Origin of the sequence: Pseudomonas sp. RW3S2 (genome assembly GCF_014268955.1) — a bacterium.
GTDB lineage: Bacteria > Pseudomonadota > Gammaproteobacteria > Pseudomonadales > Pseudomonadaceae > Aquipseudomonas > Aquipseudomonas wayambapalatensis.
The window spans coordinates 50,447-71,490 of sequence record NZ_JABWRM010000020.1 but is presented as its reverse complement, the minus strand read 5'-3'; the positions used below and the strand labels follow the sequence as shown (position 1 = coordinate 71,490).

Annotated in this window: 19 protein-coding genes; 3 read left to right on the top strand and 16 right to left on the bottom strand. The window is 65.8% G+C overall.

Translation table 11 applies throughout. The features are described 5' to 3' along the window. Positions 1-19: 19 nt before the first annotated feature. Genes HU748_RS22965 through HU748_RS22955 form a run of 3 tightly spaced genes read right to left on the bottom strand, consistent with a single transcriptional unit; the run spans position 20 to position 3,413 of the window. Positions 20-1,369: an MmgE/PrpD family protein gene (locus HU748_RS22965; RefSeq protein ID WP_186722057.1), complete on the bottom strand. Its 1,350-nt coding sequence runs from the start codon at positions 1,367-1,369 to the stop codon at positions 20-22. Positions 1,370-1,379: 10 nt separating this feature from the next. After that, positions 1,380-2,543 (bottom strand): acyl-CoA dehydrogenase family protein, encoded by a 1,164-nt coding sequence (locus HU748_RS22960; RefSeq protein ID WP_054895253.1) that lies wholly within the window; start codon positions 2,541-2,543, stop codon positions 1,380-1,382. A 30-nt stretch (positions 2,544-2,573) separates the two neighbouring features. Then, complete coding sequence (locus tag HU748_RS22955; protein WP_186722055.1) at positions 2,574-3,413, bottom strand: MaoC family dehydratase N-terminal domain-containing protein; 840 nt, start codon at positions 3,411-3,413, stop codon at positions 2,574-2,576. A gap of 125 nt (positions 3,414-3,538) precedes the next feature. Between HU748_RS22955 and HU748_RS22950 the strand changes: the two genes are divergently transcribed. Continuing rightward, a complete protein-coding gene (locus HU748_RS22950; protein WP_186722053.1) occupies positions 3,539-4,444 on the top strand; it encodes a LysR family transcriptional regulator in 906 nt (301 codons plus the stop codon). Positions 4,445-4,553: 109 nt separating this feature from the next. Here HU748_RS22950 and HU748_RS22945 read toward each other — a convergent pair whose 3' ends face one another. Genes HU748_RS22945 through HU748_RS22935 form a run of 3 tightly spaced genes read right to left on the bottom strand, consistent with a single transcriptional unit; the run spans position 4,554 to position 6,273 of the window. After that, entirely contained in the window at positions 4,554-5,180 is a 627-nt protein-coding gene (locus HU748_RS22945) for a hypothetical protein (protein WP_186722051.1), read from the bottom strand. Continuing rightward, positions 5,173-5,823: a hypothetical protein gene (locus HU748_RS22940; RefSeq protein ID WP_186670371.1), complete on the bottom strand. Its 651-nt coding sequence runs from the start codon at positions 5,821-5,823 to the stop codon at positions 5,173-5,175. Before HU748_RS22940 ends, HU748_RS22945 begins: the two co-directional genes overlap by 8 nt. Positions 5,824-5,826: 3 nt before the next feature. Further along, positions 5,827-6,273, bottom strand: a complete 447-nt coding sequence (locus tag HU748_RS22935; RefSeq protein ID WP_186670370.1) for a hypothetical protein — start codon at positions 6,271-6,273, stop codon at positions 5,827-5,829. Between the two features lie 179 nt (positions 6,274-6,452). On the opposite strand from HU748_RS22935, the gene HU748_RS22930 reads away from it, so the two are divergent. Together HU748_RS22930 and HU748_RS22925 are read left to right on the top strand one after the other, a co-directional pair. Then, positions 6,453-7,397, top strand: a complete 945-nt coding sequence (locus HU748_RS22930) for an AraC family transcriptional regulator (protein WP_186670369.1) — start codon at positions 6,453-6,455, stop codon at positions 7,395-7,397. 132 nt (positions 7,398-7,529) lie between these two features. Further along, complete coding sequence (locus HU748_RS22925) at positions 7,530-7,991, top strand: hypothetical protein (RefSeq protein WP_186670368.1); 462 nt, start codon at positions 7,530-7,532, stop codon at positions 7,989-7,991. A 132-nt stretch (positions 7,992-8,123) separates the two neighbouring features. Here the strand turns inward: HU748_RS22925 and HU748_RS22920 are convergent, their stop codons facing one another. The 10 genes from HU748_RS22920 to HU748_RS22875 all read right to left on the bottom strand — a co-directional run bounded on the left by HU748_RS22920 (position 8,124) and on the right by HU748_RS22875 (position 20,945). After that, the gene (locus tag HU748_RS22920; protein WP_186670367.1) at positions 8,124-9,548 is read right to left on the bottom strand and encodes a gamma-aminobutyraldehyde dehydrogenase; all 1,425 of its coding nucleotides are present in this window, start codon (positions 9,546-9,548) and stop codon (positions 8,124-8,126) included. A 35-nt stretch (positions 9,549-9,583) separates the two neighbouring features. Next, positions 9,584-10,390, bottom strand: a complete 807-nt coding sequence (locus HU748_RS22915) for an ABC transporter permease (protein ID WP_186711580.1) — start codon at positions 10,388-10,390, stop codon at positions 9,584-9,586. After that, on the bottom strand, positions 10,380-11,330 hold the full coding sequence (locus tag HU748_RS22910) for an ABC transporter permease (RefSeq protein WP_186670363.1): 951 nt from the start codon (positions 11,328-11,330) through the stop codon (positions 10,380-10,382). The genes HU748_RS22915 and HU748_RS22910 overlap by 11 nt, the downstream gene beginning before the upstream one ends. A gap of 1 nt (position 11,331) precedes the next feature. Then, entirely contained in the window at positions 11,332-12,357 is a 1,026-nt protein-coding gene (locus tag HU748_RS22905; RefSeq protein ID WP_186722049.1) for an ABC transporter ATP-binding protein, read from the bottom strand. Positions 12,358-12,555: 198 nt separating this feature from the next. Then, complete coding sequence (gene ydcS / locus HU748_RS22900; protein WP_186670359.1) at positions 12,556-13,701, bottom strand: putative ABC transporter substrate-binding protein YdcS; 1,146 nt, start codon at positions 13,699-13,701, stop codon at positions 12,556-12,558. Between the two features lie 83 nt (positions 13,702-13,784). Beyond that, the gene (locus tag HU748_RS22895) at positions 13,785-15,242 is read right to left on the bottom strand and encodes a gamma-aminobutyraldehyde dehydrogenase (protein WP_238343440.1); all 1,458 of its coding nucleotides are present in this window, start codon (positions 15,240-15,242) and stop codon (positions 13,785-13,787) included. A gap of 131 nt (positions 15,243-15,373) precedes the next feature. Beyond that, complete coding sequence (locus HU748_RS22890; protein ID WP_153774130.1) at positions 15,374-16,285, bottom strand: LysR family transcriptional regulator; 912 nt, start codon at positions 16,283-16,285, stop codon at positions 15,374-15,376. Between the two features lie 172 nt (positions 16,286-16,457). After that, complete coding sequence (locus tag HU748_RS22885) at positions 16,458-18,101, bottom strand: methyl-accepting chemotaxis protein (protein WP_186722045.1); 1,644 nt, start codon at positions 18,099-18,101, stop codon at positions 16,458-16,460. 116 nt (positions 18,102-18,217) lie between these two features. Beyond that, positions 18,218-19,741, bottom strand: coding sequence for an MFS transporter (locus tag HU748_RS22880; RefSeq protein ID WP_186722044.1), 1,524 nt, complete (start codon positions 19,739-19,741; stop codon positions 18,218-18,220). Between the two features lie 256 nt (positions 19,742-19,997). Beyond that, entirely contained in the window at positions 19,998-20,945 is a 948-nt protein-coding gene (locus tag HU748_RS22875) for a LysR substrate-binding domain-containing protein (protein ID WP_186722043.1), read from the bottom strand. Between the last annotated feature and the right edge of the window lie 99 nt (positions 20,946-21,044).

The window sequence follows — 21,044 nt, the reverse complement described above, 5'->3', positions numbered from 1 at the left end:
GCAAATTCCTGTTCGGTGTTCAATGCAGGTCCGCCAGCGACTGCGCGTCGCGCAGTTGCCAGACGCGCTCGATCAGCGCTCGGCCCTCGGCCTCGCTGCGCTGCCCGGCATAGGCCAGCAGGCGCTGGAACTTGGCCTCCAGCTCTGGGCGCGACAGGGTGTTGCCCGGATCGCCCTTGGGTTCGTCGATGGCTGCGCTGAACTGCCGGCCATCGACGCAGCGCACCTCGACCCGCCCCAGCCAGCGCGCCGGATAGGCACCGTCCACCTCAGGGTCCAGCTGCATGCGCACCTTGTCGCGGAACGCGGCGATGCGCGGATCGGTCAGCGCCAGGTCGCGGAACTCCAGCAACTGCGCACTGCCATGCACGGCGATCAGGCCCAGCACCGTGCCCATGGAGAACTTGGCCTGATGCACGGTGGTCGGTGTGGTCACCCGCCCCAACACATCGATGGCGCCCTGGTGCACGCGGGTGATCACTTCGGCGATCTGCTCATGGCCCAGCTCCTCGCGCTGCATCAGGTGCAGCAATGCATCAGCCGCCGGGTGGGTGTGACGACACGAGGCGTGGAACTTGAACGAGGTTTCCGCCAGCGCCCAGCGTGTGCCGAGCCGGTCGGAGAGCCGCGCGGGGTCGGCATCGCTGGACATGCCTGCGGCCATGCCCTGGTCGCCTTCGAGGATGTTGCGCGCCCCACTCAGGCCATCGGCGGTGAGGTAAGCGGCGAGCAGGCCATCGGCGGCGGCCTTGGCGGTGTGCAGCTGCTTGGAGTCGGCGGCGTCGCGCAGAAACTCCCACAGCCCCGCAGCCTGGGTGCCGGCGCTGCCGAGCAGATTGATGAACTGCTCCTGGTTGAAGTCCAGCAGCTTGCCCACGCCCACGGCGGCAGCCAGGGTGCCGACCGTGGCGGTGGTGTGGAAGATCCGATAGTGCGAACGGCCGAGGAATTCGCCGATGCGGATGCCGGCCTCGTAGCCGGCCACCGAGGCCAGCAGCAGGTCCTGTCCGGACTTGCCCAGGTCTTGCGCGGCCGCCAGCACGGCGGAGAACACCACGGTGGCCGGGTGCAGCACGGAGCTGTTGTGCAGGTCGTCCTGCTCGACCAGGTGCGAGGCGGCGCCGTTGACCAGGGCGGCGAAATAGGCGGAGGTACCCCGGCCGTTGCTCAGCACGCGCGCACGGCCCGAGGCGGGCCCCATGCGTTCGGCGTAACGCTCGAACAGCGGGATCGGGTGCGATCCCTGGCTGGCCAGGGCCGAGCCGAGCCAGTCGAGAAACAGGTCTTCGGTGCGGTCCAGCACGGCGCCGGGGATGGCCTCGTAGCGCAGGTCGGCCAGGAAGCTGGCCAGGGCTTGGGTATCACGCATGGTCGGCTCCTCAGAAGCTGCGCGGCAGCTCGAGCAGGTGCTCGGCCACGTACGACAGGATCAGGTTGGTGGAGATCGGCGCCACCTGGTACAGGCGGGTCTCGCGGAACTTGCGCTCGACGTCGTATTCGTTGGCGAAACCAAAGCCGCCATGGGTCTGCAGGCAGGCATTGGCCGCCTCCCACGAGGCCTTGGCCGCCAGGTACTTGGCCATGTTCGCCGCCGCCCCGGCGTTGGCGCCGCTGTCGTATTCGGCGCAGGCACGCCAGCGCATCAGGTCGGCGGCCTCGATCTCGATATGGGCTTCGGCGATGGGGAACTGCACGCCCTGGTTCTGTCCGATCGGGCGGCCGAACACCACGCGGTCGCGGGCGTACTGGCTGGCCTTCTCGACGAACCAGCGGCCATCGCCGATGCATTCGGCGGCAATCAGCGTGCGCTCGGCGTTAAGGCCGTCGAGGATGTAGCGGAACCCTTTGCCCTCCTCGCCAATCAGGCTGCTGGCCGGGATTTCCAGGTTGTCGAAGAACAGCTCGTTGGTCTCGTGGTTGACCATGTTGGCGATCGGCTGCACGGTCAGGCCGTTGCCGATCGCTTCACGCAGGTCGACCAGGAAGATCGACATGCCTTCGGATTTCTTCTTCACCTCCGGCAGCGGCGTGGTGCGTGCCAGCAGGATCATCAGGTCCGAATGCTGCACGCGCGAGATCCATACTTTCTGACCGTTGATCACGTACTTGTCGCCCTGGCGCACGGCGGTTGTCTTGATCTTGGTGGTGTCGGTGCCGGTGGTCGGCTCGGTCACGCCCATCGACTGCAGGCGCAGCTCGCCACTGGCAAGCTTGGGCAGGTAGAAGCGCTTCTGCTCGTCGCTGCCGTTTCGCAGCAGGGTGAACATGTTGTACATCTGCCCGTGGATGGTGCCGGAGTTGCCGCCACAGCGGTTGACCTCCTCGAGAATCACCGAAGCCTCGGCCAGGCCCAGGCCCGATCCGCCGTACTCTTCGGGGATCATCGCCGACAGCCAGCCGGCATCGGTCATGGCCTTGACGAAGGCTTCCGGGAAACCTTTTTCTTCATCGATCCTGCGCCAGTATTCGGCGGGGAATTCGGCGCACAGGGCGCGCACGCCCTCGCGGATGGCATTGAGGTCATCGCTGTCGTAGCTGTGCATGTGTGGATTCTCTGCGAAGGCTTAAGGAAGTCAGTCGAAGATCACTTCGGCGCTCTGGGCTGTGCCGTCGGCATTGCCGGCCCACAGGCGTGCCTTGCCGGGTGCTTCGATGCAGCCACTGACCTGGAACGCTGCAGGCAGGGTCAGTGGCCGCACACCGCGGTAGGCGAAGTGGCGCACGGGCTTGTCGGGGTGGGCCCGCACGAAGGCGCGCAGGTTGAGGGTGGCGATCATCGGGCCATGCACCACCAGGCCGGGGTAGCCCTCGGTCTCGGTGACGTAGGGGTGGTCGTAGTGGATGCGGTGGCCGTTGAAGGTGATGGCCGAGTAGCGGAACAGCAGCGTCGGCGTCGGGGTGATGGTTTCATTCCACTCGCCCGCCTCGCTCGGCGTGCCGCTGCCGCGCTTGGGCGGGTTGGGCTCGCGGTAGACGATGTCCTGTTCCTCGCGGATGCACAGGCGGCCGTCCTGGGAGTAATCGTGGCGCACGGTGACGAACAGCAGTGCGCCGGTGCGCCCGTGCTTTTCCTCGATGTGCAGGATGGTCGACAGGCGGTGGGCCTCACCGCCAACTTTCAACGGCGCGATGAACTCGACCCGCCCGCCCGCCCACATGCGGTTGCGGTTGTCGGCCGGTGGCAGGAAGCCGCCACGGGCAGGGTGACCGTCCGTGCCCAGTTGCGACTCCGGCAGCGGCTCCTGGAAGAAGCACCAGGTCCACAGGTGCGGCAGCGCGTCACCATGGCCTGGCGCGGCCTCGCCGAAGGTCGCGGCGATGCGCTTGACCAGGTTGCGGCTGAGCACATCCCAGGCCTCTTCGGTGCGGCCGATCCAGGCGCTGAAGTCGATGGGCGAAGTCGAAGCAGTCATGAGCATGGGCCTCTGCATTTGTTGTTATGGGCCGATCATGCGAGGCGCCCGGCATTCTGTGAATTTGCATTTGCGTAAACCAGCGTTCATAAATGCCGAACGCCTCTGCTACGACAGGACTCCCCATGCACTTCGACCTGGCTGACTTGCGGCTCTTCATCCACATCGGCGAATCGCCGAGCCTCACCCAAGGCGCGCGCCGTGCGTTCCTCTCCCCCGCCGCGGCCAGCGCGCGGATCAAGGCCCTCGAGGCGCAGCTCGATACCCGCCTGCTGTACCGCGACAGCCGTGGCGTGGAGCTGACGCCCGCGGGTCAGAAACTGCTGACCCATGCGCGCCTGATCATGCGTCAGGTGGAGTACCTCAAGGCCGAGTTCACCGAGTTCGGCACCGATTCGGCCGGGCACATCCGCATCTTCGCCAACACCACCGCGGTGACCGAGTTCCTGCCCGAGGTACTGGCCGGGTTTCTCGCCCAGCGGCCGGGGGTGACGGTCGATCTGCAGGAGCGGTTGTCGCGCGATATCGTGCGCGGGGTGCTCGATGGCAGCAGCGACATGGGCATCATCGCCGGGCCCGTGGAGGCGGCGGGTCTACAGGTGATGCGCTTCAGTACCGACCGGCTGGTGCTGATCGTGCCGGCCGGTCACGAGCTGGCGGGCCGCCGCCAGGTGACGCTCAAGCAGACCCTGGCCTACCAGCACATCGGCCTGCATGACGGCAGCACCTTGCTGACGTTCCTGCGCGACCACGTCGAGCGTATTGGCCAGAGCCTGGCGCTGCGGATCCAGATGTCCAGCTTCGAGGCGATCTGCCGGATGGTCGAGGCGGGTGTGGGGATCGGGATCATTCCCGAGTCTGCGGCGGTGCGCCACAGCCACACCATGAACCTGGTCACCATCGCCCTGGACGAGCCCTGGGCGGTGCGTGAACGCAGCATCCTGGTACGCGAGCTGGATGCGTTGCCGGGGACGGTACGGGCGTTGATCGCGACCTTGATGCCGGCTGAGGCGCCTACACAGCCTGTGTAGGAGCGGGCTTGCCCGCGAAAAAGACACCGCGCTGCCTGGCATGGGCTACGCCCGTGTTCGCGGGCAAGTCGCAGCGGCGAACCGCCGCTTCCACCAAGGCCCATCAGGATCACACATCCAACTGCCCCAGCGTGTGCCGCGCCTGGGCTGCTTCCATGCAGACATACAGCCGGTCGGTCAGCGCCTGCAGATCGACGCGCCGGCCGTCCACCACCGGCGTGCACACCCACAACTTCACCCGCAAGCCACCGGCCACTGGCCACGCATCCGGCGCCACCAGTGACTTGAAGCAGGCAGGCGCAAGCTGCGGCGCACGGCTGATGGCTGCCAGCGAAAACACCAGCGTCATGCTCAGGTGACGCTGGTCGATTTCGAACCCATCGAAACAGTACAAGGGCGTCGGCGCGTGCGAGTTGGCGAACAGCACACAGTCGTCAGTCACACTCAGCACACACTTGCCATGTCTTCGGCGCAGCCCCTCGGCGAGCGCCAGCCCAGCCACGCCGGCAACCAGCAGCAGCACGCCAGGCACCCACAGCAACCATTGCCCGGATTGCATCTGCCACTGCGCAGGCAAACTGGCCAGCCAGCCTCCGACCAACACCAGCGAAAACGCCAGCAACGCACAGGCCAGCGCCTTGCCACGCGAGGATTCGTGCAGCGCCAAAGGCTTGCAGGACTCCTCCGCGTGAGCCCCGAGCCAGGCCAGCAAGGTTTCCCGGTCGGTGTCAGCCATCAGCCTGCAGGGCATCCAGTTGCTGCTGTGCACAAGCGGCGTCGCGGTAGGCACCCAGCAGTGCGGCGATTTCGTCGCAGCCCAGCTTGCGCCCACCGGTCATCAGCCCGGCAGAGTGGATGCGTACATGCGGCTCGGGCTTTTTCAGCGACATGGCCTGGTTGCCGAATACCTGCAGCCTGGCGACGTGATGCCTGGGCAGATGGGCGTTAGAGTCGAGCGTGAGTTTCTGCAAGGTCAGCAAGCCTTCGTCCTTGACCAGAATGTCTTGCACCTCGGCCATTTCGATCGGCGCATCGAGCGTATCGACAAACAGCTGGCGACGGGTCAGACGCATGAACACCTGCTTGCCCGCGTCCCGGTGCTGCCAGGTGACGAGCAGGGAGAACACGACCAAGAAGCCGGCGCATACCGTCAGCCCGGTTCGCCCCATGTTGACGGCCATCGCCAGCATGCCCAGCGATACCAGCAACATGATCGGCCCCCACAGCTTGTAGCGTCGGGAGTTGGTGAATTCGGTCTGTTCCGGCACTCGCTCGATCATCAGGCGCAGTTCGGCGATCACGCGGTCGCGCTGGGCGGCGCGGGACTGACCGTATTCGTCGGGAGAAATGGATGGATCGGGATGTTGTGGCGTGGTCATGGCTTACTGGGTACCGGCATTGAGGTAATCGGTCAGGAACGCCTGGGCGTTGCCTTGTTCGGACAGGGCCTGCGAGTAGCCGATCTTCAGCGCCTGGGCTTCGCCGGGCAGATACAGTTCGCTGGCGCTCCAGCTGTTCGAGCCCTGGATCACCAGTGCAGCGAACTTTTGCCCGTCGACCGTGGTGTAGTAGCGGGTCAGCTTGTCGGTCTTCTCGACGTTCATCTTCTGGATGCGCATGTTCCAGTCGTGATCGACACCCTCGACCTGCACCAGCGCCTCGTTGGCGCTGCGATCGCCGATGCGCAGGGTCCAGACCTTCACGCCCTGCTCGCCGGCATAGGCCACGACCTTGTCGGCCACCGATGGTCGCTCCTGGGCCTGAGCCATGGCGCCCACGAGCGCCAATGCTGCGACCATGCCGGCCGCCCATCTGCGATGAATCGACATCCTGCTTGCTCCTCGAAATCCTGGGGGGCCTTGTATTGAAAGGGGCGTGGGCCAGCCTGCCAACCGGCCTGGCCGCTGCGCACAACAAACAGGCCGTTGCGCACAATGGCTGACGCCCGAAGCGTGTTCGCGTTAACATTCCGCCACCCGCCACGACACCCTATGGACAGGCTTGGCCGATGGAACGCTGGACCCCTTACCTGGACATGCAGTTCAGCTTCGACCGCCCAGGCTCGCTGGCCCAGGCGGGCGTCCTCGACAGCGCCGCCAGCCAGGTCATGGGCAGTGCGATCGGTCACTATCGCGCCCACACCGTGCGCGCACACCTGCAGTACTTCGACTGCGACCTGCAGTTTCCCGAGCCGCTGCGCATCCACAAGGTTTTGCCCGACAGCCTGTGCCTGGTGCACATGCTCAGCGGCCAATGGCAGCACCGGGTCGACGGCCGACTCAACCACTACCTCAGCGGCAAGACTCACGCGCTGGGCCTGAGCGAGCACATGGAAGCCTTCGACCAGCTACCCGCCGACAGCCACGCGCGCATGGCCGGGCTGCGCGTCGGTGCCGACTACCTGCGCGAACTGGCCGAGCAAGACCCACACCTGCAACCCCTGCTCGGGCTGCTCGCCGACGGCATGCGCTTTACCGATTTCGAGCGCTGCCCGGCGCTGGGTCGCCTGCTGCTGCAGCTCTATCACTCGCCCTACCACGGCACGCTCAAGCGCCTGCACCAGGAGAGCCTGAGCCTGGGGTTGCTGGTGGAACTGGCCGTGCACCTCGGTGGCAGCCCACAGGCACCTACGCCGACGGTACGGGGTCAACGGGACCTGGCCCACGAAGCACGGCGCCTGCTCGACCTGGACCTGGTCGATCCGCCCGGCAGCCTGGCCCTGGCCCGGCAACTCGGGGTGGGCGAAACCACCCTGCGCCGCGCCTTCGCCAAGGTGTTCGGCCAGTCGATGCTGCAGTACCTGCGCCAGCAGCGCATGGAGCTGGCCCGCACGCTGCTGCTGCAACGCAAATGGCAGGTCGCGCAGATCGCCTATCGCCTGGGCTACGCCAACCCGGCCAATTTCAGCAACGCCTACAAGGCCTACCACGGGCATCCGCCAGGTATGGAGTGATCGCCCTGCGCTGTGAAAGCTGTGAGCTGTTGTGAATCGTTGTGAAGCCTCACAGTACTAGCCAATTGCCCATGCTACCGTCCGGAGCCGTCATCAAGACGACCCTTCATTTCCGTTTCGGGAGCAGCGCCAATGTCTACCATCACCCCCGCTGGTGGCGGGTCCAACACGCCAAAAGCCTCGAGCTCGGCCTTCGACAACCGCCTGGACACCGCCAAGTCGAGCCAGGTGATCGCCGACTACATGCGCCAGACCGGCAAGTCGGCCATCACCAAGGACGAACTCGACAAGCTGGCCGACAACAAGTCCGGCAATGTACCGGCCAATGTGTCGGATGCGGCGAAATACATGCAGCGCCACCCGGATGTGTTCACCGCCATCGAAACCCATGACGTCCCCGGCGCCGACAACCTGTCCGGGGTGTGGAACTTCGACTGGGCGGCCAAGGGCGGCCTGGCCGGCACCCCGACCGACGCCATCGCCAAGATGCAGGAAACCTTCGACCTGGCGATCGAGAAGTCGGCAAAGATCACTGAAGTGACGACAGGCAAGAAAGCCGAGCTGGATGCGACCAAGCAGCGGCCGAGCAACTGATTCAAGGCGGTATGCAGGTTCTCCCCTGCTGCCGCTCAGTACCGTATGGGGACAACGGTGTTGTTCAAACTCTAAAAGCCAGCCCGCCCCCACAGGGATTGGGCTGGCTCCCAGGGATGCCCCCATCGCCTATCAGTGCTTGATCATCACATGCCGAATGGCCGTGTAATCCTCCAGCCCATACATCGACATGTCCTTGCCATACCCGGACAGCTTCACCCCGCCATGGGGCATCTCGCTGACCAGCATGAAATGGGTGTTCACCCAGGTGCAGCCATACTGCAAGCGCGCCGCCAGCCGGTGCGCGCGGCCAACGTCCTGGGTCCACACCGACGACGCCAGCCCGTAGTCCGAGTCGTTGGCCCACTCCAGCGCCTGGGCCTCGTCAGTGAACTCGGTCACCGACACCACCGGCCCGAAGATCTCGCGCCGCACCACTTCATCGTCCTGCTGCGCGCCCGCCAATACCGTCGGCTCGAAGAAGAACCCCGCCCGGTCGGCACGCTTGCCGCCCGTGGTGACCTGGATATGCGGCACCTGCCGCGCCCGCTCGACGAAACCACTGACGCGCTCCAGGTGCTGTTGGGTGATCAACGGCCCCAGTTCGGTCTCGGGATCGTCCTGCTCGCCAAGACGAATGCTCGCCACCGCAGCCGTGAGCTTGTCGACGAACGCCTGGTACACGCCCTTCTGCACATACAGCCGGCAGGCTGCCGTGCAGTCCTGCCCGGCGTTGTAGAAGCCGAACGCGCGGATACCTTCGACCGCGGCATCGATGTCGGCATCGTCGAAGATGATCACGGGTGCCTTGCCGCCCAGCTCCATGTGCATGCGCTTCACGGTGTCGGCGGTGCCGGCGATGATGCGGCTGCCAGTGGCCACGGAGCCTGTCAGCGAGACCATGCGCACCTTGGGATGGGTGGTCAGCGGCTCGCCCACGCTCGGGCCCCGGCCGAACACCAGGTTGACCACGCCCGCCGGGAAGATGCCCGCGATCAGCTCGCCCAGGCGCAGGGCAGTCAGCGGCGTCTGCTCGGACGGCTTGAGCACCACGGTATTGCCCGCCGCCAGGGCCGGGCCGAGCTTCCAGGCGGCCATCATCAGCGGGTAGTTCCATGGCGCGATCGAAGCCACCACACCCACCGGGTCGCGGCGGATCATCGAGGTGTGCCCCGGCAGGTACTCACCCGCCGCCGAGCCTTGCAGCACACGGCTGGCGCCGGCGAAGAAACGGAACACATCAGCCACTGCCGGCAACTCGTCGTTCAGCGCAGCCTGGTAGGGTTTGCCACAGTTGTTCGACTCCAGCCGCGCCAGTTCCTCGGCGTGCGCATCGATGGCATCGGCCAGCTTGAGCAACAGCAGCGAGCGATCCTTTGGGGCGGTCTGGGACCAGCCTTCGAACGCCGCATCGGCTGCACGCACGGCGGTGTCGACCTGGGCCGGCGTGGCTTCGGCAATCTCCACCAGGGTGGTGCCGAGCGCCGGGTTGAGCACGGCGAGCGACTCGCCTTCACCGGCGACCAGTTGGCCGTTGATCAGCAGTTTGGTTTGCATGAAGCGCTCCTTTTCTCAGGTTCTTGTTCGCGTGTTCACTTGCCGCTGCCGGCAACGCCTTCGCCACCTTTGGTCAGGTAGTAGGCGCCCAGGATCGGCAGCATGGTCACCAGCATCACCAGCATCGCCACCACATTGGTCACCGGTACGTCGCGCGGGCGACCGAGCTGGTTGAGCAGCCAGATCGGCAAGGTGCGTTCGTGACCGGCGGTGAAGGTGGTGACGATGATTTCGTCGAACGACAGGGCGAACGCCAGCATGCCGCCGGCCAGCAGCGCCGAGCCGAGGTTGGGCAGGATCACGTAGCGGAAGGTCTGCCAGCCGTCGGCGCCCAGGTCCATCGAGGCTTCGATCAGGCTGTGCGAAGTGCGCCTGAAGCGGGCGATGACGTTGTTGTAGACGATCACCACGCAGAAGGTCGCGTGCCCGACGACGATGGTCATGAAGCCAGGCTCGATGCCCAGGGTCTTGAACGCCGACAGCAACGCAATGCCGGTGATGATGCCGGGCAAGGCGATCGGCAGGATCAGCATCAGCGAGATGCTTTCCTTGCCGAAGAAATCACGCCGGTACAACGCAGCCGCCGCCAGCGTGCCCAGCACCATGGCGATCAGCGTGGCGAGGGCGGCGATCTTCACCGACAGGGTCACGGCATCGAGCACGTCCTGACGGGCGAAGGCCACGCTGAACCAGTGCAGGGTGAAGCCCTGCGGCGGAAAGCTGAACGCAGCGTCTTCGGTGTTGAAGGCGTACAGGAAGATGATCAGGATCGGGAAGTGCAGGAACACCAGCCCTCCCCAGGCCGCAAGCTTCAGGCCCCAGGACGCTTTTTCAGAGTGCATCGAAGGCCCCCAGGCGTTTGACGATGGACAGGTAGACGGCGATCAGCACGATCGGCACCAGGGTGAAGGCCGCAGCCATGGGCATGTTGCCGATGGCACCCTGCTGGGCGTAGACCATGCCGCCGATGAAGTAGCCAGGCGGCCCGACCAGCGACGGCACGATGAAGTCGCCCAGCGTGAGGCTGAAGGTGAAGATCGAGCCCGCGGCGATGCCGGGCACCGACAGCGGCAGGATCACCTGCATGAAAGTCTGGCGCGGCTGCGCCCCCAGGTCGGCCGAGGCTTGCAGCAACGACGGCGGCAGGCGCTCCAGCGACGCCTGGATCGGCAGGATCATGAACGGCAGCCAGATGTAGACGAATACCAGGAAGCGCCCCAGGTTCGAAGTCGACAAGGTGTTGCCGCCCACCCCGGGCACGCTCAGCAGCAGGTTCAGCAACGGCTCCAGGCCCAGGTGCTGGACGAACCACATGGCCACCCCGCCCTTGGCCAGCAGCAGGGTCCAGGCGTAGGCCTTGACGATGTAGCTGGCCCACATCGGCAGCATCACCGCGATGTAGAAGAACGCCTTGGTCTTGCCGCTGGTGTAGCGCGCCATGTAGTAGGCGATGGGGAACGCCAGCGCAGCACTGGCGATGGACACCGCCACGGCCATCAGCACGGTGCGCTGGATGATGTCGAAGTTGGCCGGGGTGAACAGCGCGGCGAAGTTGGCCCAGGTCAGGCTCGGCGTCACCGTCATGGTGAAATCGTCGAAGGTGTAGAAGCCCTGCCACAACAGGGTCAGCAACGAGCCCAGGTAGATCGCGCCGAACCACAGCAGCGGCGGCACCAGCAGCAGCGACAGGTACAGCGTCGGCTTGCGGTACAGCAGGTTGGACAGCCCGCGCAGGGCGCCGTGACGGGCTTCCGGCGCCGTGGCATCGAGGGTCAGGCTCATCTCACACGCCCTCGCTCAGCGCCACCATGGCCTCACGCGCCCAGCGGGCGGTGACGCGCTGGCCCGGCTGGTGGCTGGCCGGGCCGTCGCCCCACTGGCTGTTGGCCTGGCTCAGGCTCAGGTGCTGGCCGTTGTCCAGGCGGATCTCGTAGCGGGTTGCGGCGCCCTGGTACTGGATATCGTGCAGCAGGCCGCTGACCTCCACGTCGCTGGCTCCCCGTTCGCCCAAGGCGAAGCGGATGTGTTCGGGACGAATGGAGAACGGCCGGGCATCGCCGACCAGTTGGCTGGCGAGCTCGCCACGTAGCACGTTGGAGGTGCCGACGAATTCGGCGACGAAGGCGGTGGCCGGTTTCATGTACAGGTTTCGCGGGGTATCGACCTGCTCGATGCGCCCTTTGTTGAATACCGCGACACGGTCGGACATCGACAGCGCTTCGCTCTGGTCGTGGGTGACGAAGATGAAGGTGATGCCCAGTTGCCGTTGCAGGCGCTTGAGTTCGCCCTGCATCTGCTCGCGCAGCTTGAGGTCGAGCGCGCCCAGCGGCTCGTCGAGCAGCAGCACGCGCGGGCGATTGACCAGCGCGCGGGCCAGGGCCACGCGCTGGCGCTGGCCACCGGAAAGCTGCACCGGCTTGCGCGAGCCATAGCCGCCGAGGGCGACCATCTCCAGCGCCTGCTCGGCGCGCTGTAAACGCTCGGTGCGGGCCACGCCCTTGACCTTCAGGCCATAGGCGACGTTGTCCAGCACGTTCATGTGCGGGAACAGCGCATAGTCCTGGAACACCGTGTTGACGTCACGCTGATAGGGCGGCAGGCCAGCGGCTTCGAGGCCATGGATGCGGATGGAACCGGCGCTGGGCTGCTCGAAACCTGCGATCAGGCGCAGGCAGGTGGTCTTGCCCGAGCCCGAGGGACCGAGCATGGAAAAGAATTCGCCGTCCTGGATGTCGATCGACACCTGGTCGACGGCCTTCACCTCGCCGAACTGACGGGAGACCTGGGTGAACTGGACGGCTGGGGGCATGGTGGAGGCTCCGGGGGCTGGAAGTTATCGGGGGCGGACCTTCGGGAGTGGCCTTTGTGGGTGCTGCCTTTGTGGGAGCGGGCTTGCCCGCGAAAAGAACACCGCGGTGAATGGCACCGGCTTTGCCGGTGTTCGCGGGCAAGCCCGCTCCCACAAAGTGGACTGCTCCCACAAAGTCAGCTCTCACAGCAACCTGACCTAGCGCCCGCCCATGATCGCGATGTAGTCCTGGGTCCAGCGGCTATAGGGCACGAACTTGCCACCCTCGGCCTGCGGGGTCTTCCAGAAGGCGATCTTGTCGAACTGGTCGAAGCCATTGGTCTTGCAACCCTCGGCGCCCAGCAACTCGCTGGCCTTGCAGCCCTGCGGCACCGCCGGCAACGAGCCGAACCAGGCCGCCACATCGCCCTGCACCTTGGCCTGCAGCGACCAGTCCATCCACTTGTAGGCGCAGTTGGGGTGCTTGGCATCGACATGCAGCATGGTGGTGTCGGCCCACCCGGTGACGCCCTCCTTCGGGAACACCGTGGCGATCGGCTGGCCCTCGGCCTTGAGCGCGTTGGCCTGGTACGGCCAGGCGCTGGAGGCGGCGACGCCTTCATTCTTGAAGTCGCTCATCTGCACCGTGGTGTCGTGCCAGTAGCGGTGAATCAGGGCGTGTTGCTTGCGCAGCAGGTCGAGCACGGCGGCGTACTGCTTCTCGTCGAGCTGGTACGGATCGCTGATGCCCAGCGCCGGCTGGGTCGCCTTGAGGTAGAGCGCGGCGTCGGCGATGTAGATCGGGCCGTCGTAGGCCTGCACACGGCCCTTGTTCGGCTTGCCGTCGGGCAGGTTCTCGGCCTCGAATACGGCTTTCCAGCTATCTGGTGCGGTGGGGAACACCTTGGTGCTGTACATCAGCAGGTTCGGGCCCCACTGGTAGGGGGTGCCGTAGGTCTTGCCATCGACGGTGTACCACGGCGCGTCGTGCAGGCGCGGGTCGAGGTTCTTCCAGTTGGGGATCAGCTTCGGATCGATCGGCTGTACACGCTTGCCGTAGATCAATCGCAGCGAGGCATCCCCCGACGCGGTGACCAGGTCGTAGCCACCCTTGGCCATCAGGCTGACCATCTCGTCGGAGGTGGCAGCGGTCTTGACGTTGACCTTGCAGCCTGTGTCTTGCTCGAACTTGCTGACCCAGTCATAGGCCTTGTCCGACTCGCCACGTTCGATATAACCCGGCCAGGCGACGATATCGAGCTGGCCCTCGCCCTTGCCGACTTCCTTCAGGGCTTCGGCGGCCTGGAGGCTGCCACTGGCCAGGAGCGCGGTGGCGAGCCCGCTGAGCAACGCTGTCTTGTACATCGTTCATCTCCCAAATTGTTCTTTCTATTGTCGGGGCAGTATCAAGCGAACAACGTCCCTGGCGGCGCCAGCGGATTCTTGTGTCAGTCGAGCAGCTCGCCGTGACGCGCCATGATGTGGCGCACCACGCTGTAGTCCTGCAGCGAGTCGCTGGACAGGTCCTTGCCATAGCCGGAGCGCTTGAGCCCGCCATGGGGCATCTCGCTGGCCAGCATGAAATGGGTGTTGATCCAGGTGCAGCCGTATTGCAGGCGGTTGGCGATCTGGAAGGCCTTGTCGAGGTTCTGCGTCCACACCGAAGAGGCCAGGCCGTACTCGGAGTCGTTGGCCCAGTCCAGCGCCTGGGACAACTGTTCGAAGCGGGTCACGGTGACCACCGGCCCGAACACTTCGCGCTGGACGATTTCGTCCTGCTGGCGGCAGCCGGCGAGCAGCGTCGGCTGGTAGTAGAAGCCGGGGCCCGAATGCACGGCGGCACCGGTCACCCGTTCGATGTGCGGCTGGCCCAGGGCGCGCTCGACGAAGCTGGCCACGCGGTCGCGCTGGCGGGCGCTGATCAGCGGGCCGATCTCGTTGTCGACGTCTTTCTTGCGGGCAAAGCGGATATTGCCCACCGCATCGCCCAGCGCAGCCACCAGCCGGTCGTGGATGCCGGCCTGGGCATAGATGCGGCAGGCGGCGGTGCAGTCTTGCCCGGCGTTGTAGTAACCATGGGTGCGAATGCCCTGCACCACGGCCTCCAGGTCGGCATCGTCGCAGACGATCACCGGAGCCTTGCCGCCGAGTTCCAGATGGGTGCGCTTGAGCGTGCGTGAAGCGGCCTGCAGGATCTTCTGGCCGGTGACGATATCGCCGGTCAGCGACACCATGCGCACCTTGGGGTGGCCGACCAGATGGCTGCCGACCGCCTCGCCGCCACCGCAGACGATGTTCAGCACGCCCGCCGGCAGGATATCGGCCAGCAGCGGCGCCAGCGCCAGGATCGACAGCGGCGTGTGTTCGGAGGGTTTGAACACCAAGGTGTTGCCTGCGGCCAGGGCCGGGGCGATCTTCCAGGCGGCCATCATGAGTGGGTAGTTCCACGGCGCAATCGATGCGACGACACCCACCGGGTCGCGGCGCACCATGCTGGTGTGCCCGGCGACGTACTCGCCAGTGAGTTGGCCCTGCTGGCAGCGCACGGCACCGGCAAAGAAGCGGAACACATCGGCAGTGGCGGGAATATCGTCCTGGCGCGCCAGGTGCAGGGGCTTGCCGCAGTTCAGTGCCTCGAGACGGGCAAGCAGGTCGGCATTGGCGTCGATGGCGTCGGCGATGGCCAGCAAGGTGGCGGCGCGTTGCGCAGGGGTGGTGCGCGACCAGCCGGCAAAAGCGCGCTGGGCCGCCTGTACCGCGCGCTCAAGCTGTTCGAGGGAAGCCTCGCCGACATTCAGCAGCAACTCGCCGGTCGCCGGGTTGACGATGGGCTCGACCAGCCCTTCCCCGGCAACCAGGTGGCCATCGATCAACTGCGCGCTGTACAGCGGAAGACTGGTGGGCATTTTCGGACTTCTTCTTTTTTTCATGTCGTCGTGCATGGCGCCTCCGCGGTGGGTCGGGCGCGTCCACTTGAAACGAGACTAGAGCCCGACAGCCAGCTTCACAAATTCTAAATATTGAAAGTCTCGTTCGGTTAAATCGATACCTTGCGCTGGCTGCCCTGCCCCCTGGCCAATGTCAGGAACGGGTCCACCAGCGGCGTGCGCGCCGTGCCCCGGCGCCAGGCCAGGCCCACGTCGAGGGTCTCGTTGAGGTCGGCCAGCGGGCGGGCTTCGATGATGTCGCCTTCGAGCGACCAGGGGCGATAGGTCATGTCGGCCTGGATCGACAGCCCAAGCCCCGCCGCCACCAGACTGCGCACCGCCTCCACCGACGCGGTGCGCAAGGTGACCTTGGGCGTAAGCCCCGCACGACTCCAGATGCGCTGGGTGTGCAGGCCCATTTCATCGGCGTTGAGCTGGATCAGCGGCTCACCTGCCACATCGGCCAGGCTGATGCTGTCGCGTTCGAGCAGCGGATGGCGTGGTGGCAGCCACAGGCGGTGCGGAGAGTGGGTGAGCACTTCGGTCTGCAGGGCGTGGCGGTCTTCGAGGTTGGACAGGATCAGCACGCCGACATCGATCTCGCCGGCCACCAGCAGGTGCTCGATGTAGGGGCGCTCGTCCTCCACCACGCGGGTTTGTACGTTGGGGTAGGCGTGCTGGAAGCGGGTGATCAGGTCGGCCAGGTAATAGCCGGCGACCAGGCTGGTGACGCCGATGGTGAGCAGGCCATCGACCTGGTCGGTGCTCTGCTGCAGGCTGCGCTTGGCGTTTTCCACAGTGGCCAGGATCAGGTGCGCCTGGCGCAGGAACTGGTGCCCCTGGTGGGTCAGGCTCATGCCTTTGGCGTGGCGGGTGAACAGGGTCACGCCGATTTCGTCTTCCAGTTGCTGGATCGCCTGGGTGAGGGTCGACTGGGAGATGAACACCGCCTGCGCGGCGGCGGAGATCGAGCCGGTTTCGGCAACGGCGATGAAGTGGCGGATCTGGCGCAGGGTCATCATGCGGAAAAGACCTGTTGTTTTTTCCGCAGTATGGTTTATCGAAGGGGTGGGTGAGCGTTCTTTTTTATCGAACAGGGTTGAGGGCGGTGTTGGCCTTTTCGCGGGTAAACCCGCTCCCGCAGCAATCCCTGTAGGAGCGGGTTTACCCGCGAAGAGGCCAGGCCTGGCGGAACTACCCGGCAGTCTTGAAGAAGCCCATCCGGCTGCCCAGCGCATCCGCCAGTTCCAGCAGTTCCTGGCTGTCTCCGGCCAGGCGCGTCGAACCTGCATGGGCATCACGCGAGGAGGCGTGGATGCGATTGATGTCCTGGCTGAGCATGCTCGCCGCCACATCCTGCTGCGACGACGCCGCGGCGATCTGATTGTTCATCTGGCTGATCGCTGCCACCTCGCGACGGATCTCGTTCAACGAACGCTGCGCGACCTGGGTACGTTCCACCGTGTCCTGCGCCAGTTCGCGGCTGTCGCCGACGATCTGTGCAGTCTTGCCGGCTCCCTCCTGCAGCTTGCCGATCATGCCGCGAATCTCGCGCGTCGACTCCTGGGTGCGGTTGGCCAGCGAGCGCACCTCGTCGGCGACCACCGCGAAGCCCCGGCCGAACTCGCCGGCACGTGCGGCCTCGATCGCGGCATTGAGCGCCAGCAGGTTGGTGCGCTCGGCGATGGAGTTGATCACCTCGATGATGCTCTCGATGGCCTGGCTGTCAGAGGCGACCTGCAACACCGCCTCGGTGGCCGACTCCAGTACCAGGGCCAGTTCGTGCATGGAGCTGGCGGTGCCTTCGACCACGGTCTTGCCAGCGTCCACCTCCTGGTCGGCCGCCTCGGAGGCCCGTGCGGCTGCAGCGGCGTAACCGGCGATCTCGTTGATGGCGGCCACCAGCTGAGACACGGCGCTGGCCATGTGCTGGGTATCGTCGCTCTGCTGCTGCATGCGCCCTTGGTTGGCGGCAGCACCCTGGCTCATGCGGCTGGACGAAGCGACCAGGTCGGTCGCCACCTGATTGACCTGGGCGATGATCTCGGTGAGGTGACGGTTGGTGGTGCCCAGTGCGCCCATCACGCTGTCCGGGTGCTGGCTGCGCACACTCTGGTCGATCTCGCCACGGGCCAGGCCACGCAGCAATTGCGCCACTTCTTCGGGCTCGGCGCCCAGGGTCGAGCGAATGCTGCGGATGATCAGCAGCGAGGCGCCGACGCTGAGCAGTGCAGCCAGGGCCGCCGCCCAGAGCATCAACCCGGCAAAGCCCGAAGCGCTGTCACGCACGATGCCGATGTCGCGCACCACATCCTTTTCCTGCAGGTCGATGAAGGCGTTGATGCTGCGCAGCCATTCCTTGTATGCCGGCGCGACCTGGGCCAGCAACAGCGCCTGGGCCTGATCGAAGTCCCCCTTGTGGCGCAGTTCCAGCAGCTGTGCGGTGGCGGCCTGGGCGGTACGCTCGATGCCCTGGATCTGCTGCTGCAGGCGTTGCTCGTCGGCGCCGGCCTGGGGCTCGCCGAGCAACTTGGCCAGCGGCACTGCGGAAGTCTGGTAGAAGTCGTCCAGGCGCTTGATGTCCTGGAGGAAGCCCGAAAGCTGGCCGTCATCGTGGGTCAGCACGGCATCGCGGATGGCGATGGCGCGGTCATGCACGCTGCCGCGCAGGTTGATCGCATAGCGCTGCTTGACCGTGGTATTGCCGCTGACCTCGGTGAGCAGCGCGTCGATCCCGCCCACCCGGTGCACGCCGATGGCGGTGATGACCAGCATCAACCCAACGACCAATGCAAACCCCAGCGCCAACCTCATGGTGATGCTGATTCCTCTGAACATAGTGTCCTCCCCCGAGTGCATAAAAGCTTTTTGCCATCATTTTTTGCATGCTTTATACCCAGAGAATGTGCAGCCTTCTAATCGCGTTGATTGATAGCGACCATGAAATTAAATCATCAGGCCGGCTGCGTGACTGGCACGGGGAGTGGTCGGTTCAGCAGAAGCCCGACCACCACGGCGAACACCAGCGCCGCCACGCCCGCACTGGTCAGCACCGCTTCGAAACCGCCGACGAAGGCTTGGCGCGCCAGCGGCGCCAGGGTGTCGCGCAGGCCCGGATCGACCACCGCCAGCGCCGCCGACAGATCGCCCGCCGCGACCCGGGTCGCCATGTCGCCGACCTTGTCCAGTTGCCCCGGCGCCACCCCCGCCACCGCCTCACGCAGCAACTGCCCGCTGCGGCTGGCCAGGATCCCGCCCAGCACACCGATGGCCAGCACGATCGCGCCGAAGCGTGTGGTGGTGCTCAACCCCGAGGCCATGCCGGTGCGCTCGCGCGGTACGCAGGCCATGATGTTCTTCTGCGTATCGCCATTGAGCAGCCCAGCCCCGGCACCAAGCACCAGGCTGGCCAGGGCGAAGGCGGCATAACCGCCCTGGGCGGCGGCCACGGCGCACAGCAGGTTGCCCACCCCCACCAGCAACAGGCCGAGGGCGAAGATCCGCGCCGAGCCGAGCCGCGCCGACAGGCGCATGCCCGGGCGGGGTGTCAGCAGCATCGCCAGGGCGAACGGCAGCATGCCTGCGCCTGCAGCCAGCGCCGTGAGCTGCAGGCCGTTCTGCAGGTACAGCGGCAGCAAGGTCATCATCACCTGGGCGCAGGCGGCATAGGCGAACATGCCGAGCAGAGCGCCGATGAAGCGCCCGCTGCGCATCAGTTGCAGGTCGATCATCGGCCGCGACTGGTTGCGTTCGACCAGCACGAAGAGGAAGAACAGGAACGCCGCGATCACCAGGCGACCGAGGGTGGGCGCGCTGTCCCAGCCGACGCGGTTGGCATCGATCAGCGCCCAGATCAGGTAGCCCAGCGCACCTGCGAAGGTCAGGCTGCCGAACGGATCCAGGCGGGCAGCGGCGCTGTCGCGCGATTCCGCGACGCTGCGCCGGACCATCACCGCCAGCACCACCACCAGCGGCAGGTTGATGTAGAAGATCCAGCGCCAGCCCAGGGTGCTGGCGATCAGGCCGCCAAGCAGCGGTGCGAAGGTGATGGTCGCACCCATGCACGCGCCCCAGAATGCCCAGGCGCGCATGCGCTCCTCGGGCTCATGGAAACGGTGACCGATGGCTGCCAGCGCGGCGGTGAGCAGCAGCGCCGCACCAAGGCCCTTGGCGGCCCGGGCGAGGTCGAGAAACATCAGTGTCGGTGCCGCGCCGCAGGCCAGCGAGGCCAGGCCGAACACCCCCAGGCCCAGTTGCAGCATGCGCCGCCGGCCAAAGCGGTCGGCCAGGCTGCCGGCCGGTAGCAGGGCGGCGGCGAAGGCCAGCAGGTAGGCGCTGACCACCCATTCGATGTCGGCGAACGAACCGGACAGGTCGCGGGCGATGCTGGGCAGGCTGACTGCGACGATATTGGTGTCGAGGATGATCAGCGCGCACACCGCCGAGGCGGTGAACAGGGTGAAGCGGGCGGATGACATGGTGAGGCTCCCGAAGGGGGGTGATCTTCAGGGCCTCATCGCGGGACAAGTCGCAGCGGCGAACCGCCGCTCCCACAGGTGTTCCGCAGGTTTCGGAATCGTCGGTGCACCTGTGGGAGCGGGCTTGTCCCGCGATGAGGCCGGAACAGCCACCACAAGCCTGTCGGCCAAAATCACTTCGCCACAGGCTTTGCAGTGTTACTGCCACCCTACCCTCCCAGCGCCCAGCCCTTGTTAGCCAGGCGTCGCGTTGTCATTAGCCTGTAGCTAACGCAGCACCACCGGCCTCCCGTCGTTCACGGCGCAACTCGCTGCCCAACTGTCGAGCCAACGCCACGAAATTCACCGCCTGCGGCGACGGGTTGTCCTGCCGGCACAGCAAGGTAATGGGCGCCGCCAGCCGTGGCCGGGCGTCGCGGATTGGCCGGTAGGCCACGCTGTGTTCGTGAAAGCCGCGCATCGAAGTCGGCACCACCGACACCCCGGCACCGGCGGCCACCAGGCTGACGTTGGTCAGCATGCGCTCGACCTCGAACGCCACCTTCGGCTCGAATCCCGCATTACGACAGGCCTGCAGCAAATTGGCGTACATCCCCGGCGCCCCCGGACGGCGCACCAGGATGAACGGCTCGTCGGCCAGGTCCTTGAGGGCAATGGCCGCACCGCTGTCGAGCAGGCGATGACCGACCGGCAGGGTCAGCACCAGCTCTTCGTTGAGCAACCGGTGATAGGCGATGCCCCGTGGGCGATCGACCGGCGCGCGAAGGATGCCGATATCGACGCTGTCGTCGCTCACCTCGTCGGTCAGCTCGCGGGCGTTGCCTTCGTGCAGGGCGATATCGACGTCCGGGTAGAGATCTCGGTAACGCCGGATGATGCGGGGGATCAGTGGATGGGACGCTGCCGAGCTGGTGAAGCCGACCTTGAGATTGCCTTCGATGCCCTTGGCCGTGCGCGCGGCCTTCTGCGCACCGTTCTCGACCCGTTGCAGGATGTCCAGCGCCTCTTGAAGGAAGACCTCGCCGCCAGCAGTCAGGTCGACACCCTTGGCATGGCGGATGAACAGGTCGAAGCCCAGCTCCTGCTCCAGTGCGCGGATCTGCTGGCTGAGCGGCGGCTGCTGCATGTTCAGCCGCGCGGCGGCACGGGTGAAGTGCTTTTCCTGGGCGACCATGACGAAGTAACGAAGGTGACGAAGTTCCATGCAGGCTCCGGGGGCTGGTGGCGAGGGGCATTGTGGCGCATGCGCAGTCCTCGCACCATTCACGCTAGAATCGGCAAAATCAAAAAAACAACAAAACCG

Coding starts and splice junctions, on each gene's coding strand:
- HU748_RS22950 (WP_186722053.1), top strand. CDS start 3,539: ATGCACTTCGACCTGGCTGACTTGCGGCTCTTCATCCACATCGGCGAA.
- HU748_RS22880 (WP_186722044.1), bottom strand. CDS start 19,741: ATGTCATCCGCCCGCTTCACCCTGTTCACCGCCTCGGCGGTGTGCGCG.
- HU748_RS22925 (WP_186670368.1), top strand. CDS start 7,530: ATGTCTACCATCACCCCCGCTGGTGGCGGGTCCAACACGCCAAAAGCC.
- ydcS (WP_186670359.1), bottom strand. CDS start 13,701: ATGTACAAGACAGCGTTGCTCAGCGGGCTCGCCACCGCGCTCCTGGCC.
- HU748_RS22955 (WP_186722055.1), bottom strand. CDS start 3,413: ATGACTGCTTCGACTTCGCCCATCGACTTCAGCGCCTGGATCGGCCGC.
- HU748_RS22915 (WP_186711580.1), bottom strand. CDS start 10,390: ATGCACTCTGAAAAAGCGTCCTGGGGCCTGAAGCTTGCGGCCTGGGGA.
- HU748_RS22875 (WP_186722043.1), bottom strand. CDS start 20,945: ATGGAACTTCGTCACCTTCGTTACTTCGTCATGGTCGCCCAGGAAAAG.
- HU748_RS22890 (WP_153774130.1), bottom strand. CDS start 16,285: ATGATGACCCTGCGCCAGATCCGCCACTTCATCGCCGTTGCCGAAACC.
- HU748_RS22960 (WP_054895253.1), bottom strand. CDS start 2,543: ATGCACAGCTACGACAGCGATGACCTCAATGCCATCCGCGAGGGCGTG.
- HU748_RS22905 (WP_186722049.1), bottom strand. CDS start 12,357: ATGCCCCCAGCCGTCCAGTTCACCCAGGTCTCCCGTCAGTTCGGCGAG.
- HU748_RS22945 (WP_186722051.1), bottom strand. CDS start 5,180: ATGGCTGACACCGACCGGGAAACCTTGCTGGCCTGGCTCGGGGCTCAC.
- HU748_RS22930 (WP_186670369.1), top strand. CDS start 6,453: ATGGAACGCTGGACCCCTTACCTGGACATGCAGTTCAGCTTCGACCGC.
- HU748_RS22885 (WP_186722045.1), bottom strand. CDS start 18,101: ATGTTCAGAGGAATCAGCATCACCATGAGGTTGGCGCTGGGGTTTGCA.
- HU748_RS22965 (WP_186722057.1), bottom strand. CDS start 1,369: ATGCGTGATACCCAAGCCCTGGCCAGCTTCCTGGCCGACCTGCGCTAC.
- HU748_RS22940 (WP_186670371.1), bottom strand. CDS start 5,823: ATGACCACGCCACAACATCCCGATCCATCCATTTCTCCCGACGAATAC.
- HU748_RS22935 (WP_186670370.1), bottom strand. CDS start 6,273: ATGTCGATTCATCGCAGATGGGCGGCCGGCATGGTCGCAGCATTGGCG.
- HU748_RS22895 (WP_238343440.1), bottom strand. CDS start 15,242: ATGCCCACCAGTCTTCCGCTGTACAGCGCGCAGTTGATCGATGGCCAC.
- HU748_RS22910 (WP_186670363.1), bottom strand. CDS start 11,330: ATGAGCCTGACCCTCGATGCCACGGCGCCGGAAGCCCGTCACGGCGCC.
- HU748_RS22920 (WP_186670367.1), bottom strand. CDS start 9,548: ATGCAAACCAAACTGCTGATCAACGGCCAACTGGTCGCCGGTGAAGGC.